Raw genomic sequence first — 1,950 nt, 5'->3', positions numbered from 1 at the left:
GGTTGCGATCTTCGAGGCGGGGGCGGCCGAGGCGGCGGCGCGGGATCTGGGCGGTCCGGTCTGGGTGGTCAAGAGCCAGATCCATGCTGGCGGGCGCGGCAAGGGCCACTTCCTGGACGCTCCCCCCGGCGCCAAGGGCGGCGTGCGCGTGGTCAAGTCGGCCGCCGAGGTCGCCCGGAACGCCGCCGAGATGCTCGGCCAGACCCTGGTCACCGTCCAGACCGGCCCGGCCGGCAAGCAGGTCAACCGCCTCTACATCGAGGAGGGCGCCCAGATCGCGGCGGAGTTCTACCTCTCGATGCTGGTCGACCGCGATACCGGCGGCGTCGCCTTCGTGGTCTCCACCGAGGGCGGCATGGACATCGAGGCGGTCGCCCACGACACCCCCGAGAAGATCCACACCATCGCGGTCGACCCGGCCACCGGCATCATGCCCCATCACGGCCGCGCCGTGGCCCGGGCCCTCGGGCTCTCGGGGTCGCAGGCGAAGGAGGCCGGCGCGCTGACGCAGAAGCTCTACGAGGCCTTCGTCGCCAAGGACATGAGCATGCTGGAGATCAACCCGCTGGTGCTCACCGGCGAGGGCCGGCTGCAATGCCTGGACGCCAAGATCGCCTTCGACGCCAACGCCCTCTACCGCCACCCCGAGCTCCTGGCGCTGCGCGACGAGACCGAGGAGGACGCCAAGGAGATCGAGGCCTCCAAGCACGACCTGGCCTACATCGCGCTCGAGGGCACGATCGGCTGCATGGTCAACGGGGCGGGGCTGGCCATGGCCACGCTCGACATCATCAAGCTCTACGGCGAGAGCCCGGCCAACTTCCTGGACGTGGGCGGGGGGGCCTCGGAGGAGAAGGTGACGGCGGCCTTCAAGATCATCACGGCCGATCCGAACGTGCGCGGCATCCTGGTCAACATCTTCGGCGGGATCATGAAGTGCGACGTGATCGCCCGCGGGGTGATCGCGGCGGTCAGGACGGTGGGCCTGACGGTGCCGCTGGTGGTGCGGCTGGAGGGCACGAACGTGGCGGAGGGCAAGGCCATCATCCGGGGCTCCGGGCTGAACGTGATCCCGGCCGACGATCTGGACGATGCCGCCCAGAAGATCGTGGCGGCGGTGAAGGGAGCCTGAGATGTCCATCCTGATCGATCAGACCACGCAGGTCCTCTGCCAGGGCTTCACGGGCAAGAACGGCACCTTCCACTCCGAGCAGGCGCTGGCCTACGGCACGAAGCTCGTTGGCGGCACCAGCCCGGGCAAGGGCGGGACGACGCATCTGGGTCTTCCGGTGTTCGACACGGTGGCGGAGGCGCGGGCGGCGACGGGGGCGCAGGCCAGCGTGGTCTACGTGCCGCCGCCGGGGGCGGCGGACGCGATCTGCGAGGCGATTGCGGCGGAGGTGCCGCTGATCGTGTGCATCACGGAGGGCATCCCGGTGCTCGACATGGTGCGGGTGAAGCGGGCGCTGGTGGGCTCGAAGTCGCGTCTGGTGGGGCCGAACTGCCCCGGGATCGTGACGGCGGGGGCGAGCAAGATCGGGATCATGCCGGCCAACATCTTCCGGCCGGGCAGCGTCGGGATCGTGTCGCGCTCGGGCACGCTGACCTACGAGGCGGTGTTCCAGACCTCGCAGGTGGGGTTGGGCCAGACGACGGCGGTGGGGATCGGGGGGGACCCGGTCAAGGGCACGGAGTTCATCGACGTGCTGGAGCTGTTCCTGGCCGATCCGAAGACCGAGTCGATCGTGATGATCGGGGAGATCGGCGGGTCAGCGGAGGAGGAGGCGGCGCAGTTCCTGGCGGACGAGGCGCGGCGGGGGCGCCGGAAGCCGATGGTGGGCTTCATCGCGGGCCGGACGGCGCCGCCGGGCCGGCGCATGGGTCATGCGGGGGCGATCATCTCGGGGGGCAAGGGCGGGGCGGAGGACAAGATCGCCGCGATGGAGGCGG

At 70.6% G+C, this 1,950-nt stretch carries 2 protein-coding genes; both read left to right on the top strand.

Annotation, left to right across the window (positions count from 1 at the left end):
• Nucleotides 1-1,132, top strand: a 1,132-nt coding sequence (sucC, locus tag F6X51_RS27570) for an ADP-forming succinate--CoA ligase subunit beta (RefSeq protein WP_150967293.1), incomplete at its 5' end; no start/stop codon positions are given.
• A 1-nt stretch (nucleotide 1,133) separates the two neighbouring features.
• Nucleotides 1,134-1,950, top strand: an 817-nt coding sequence (gene sucD, locus F6X51_RS27565) for a succinate--CoA ligase subunit alpha (RefSeq protein WP_150967291.1), incomplete at its 3' end; no start/stop codon positions are given.

Origin of the sequence: Methylobacterium planeticum (assembly GCF_008806345.1) — a bacterium.
Lineage (GTDB): Bacteria > Pseudomonadota > Alphaproteobacteria > Rhizobiales > Beijerinckiaceae > Methylobacterium > Methylobacterium planeticum.
The sequence above is the reverse complement of the archived record's forward strand: the minus strand, read 5'-3'. Positions and strand labels throughout refer to the sequence as shown.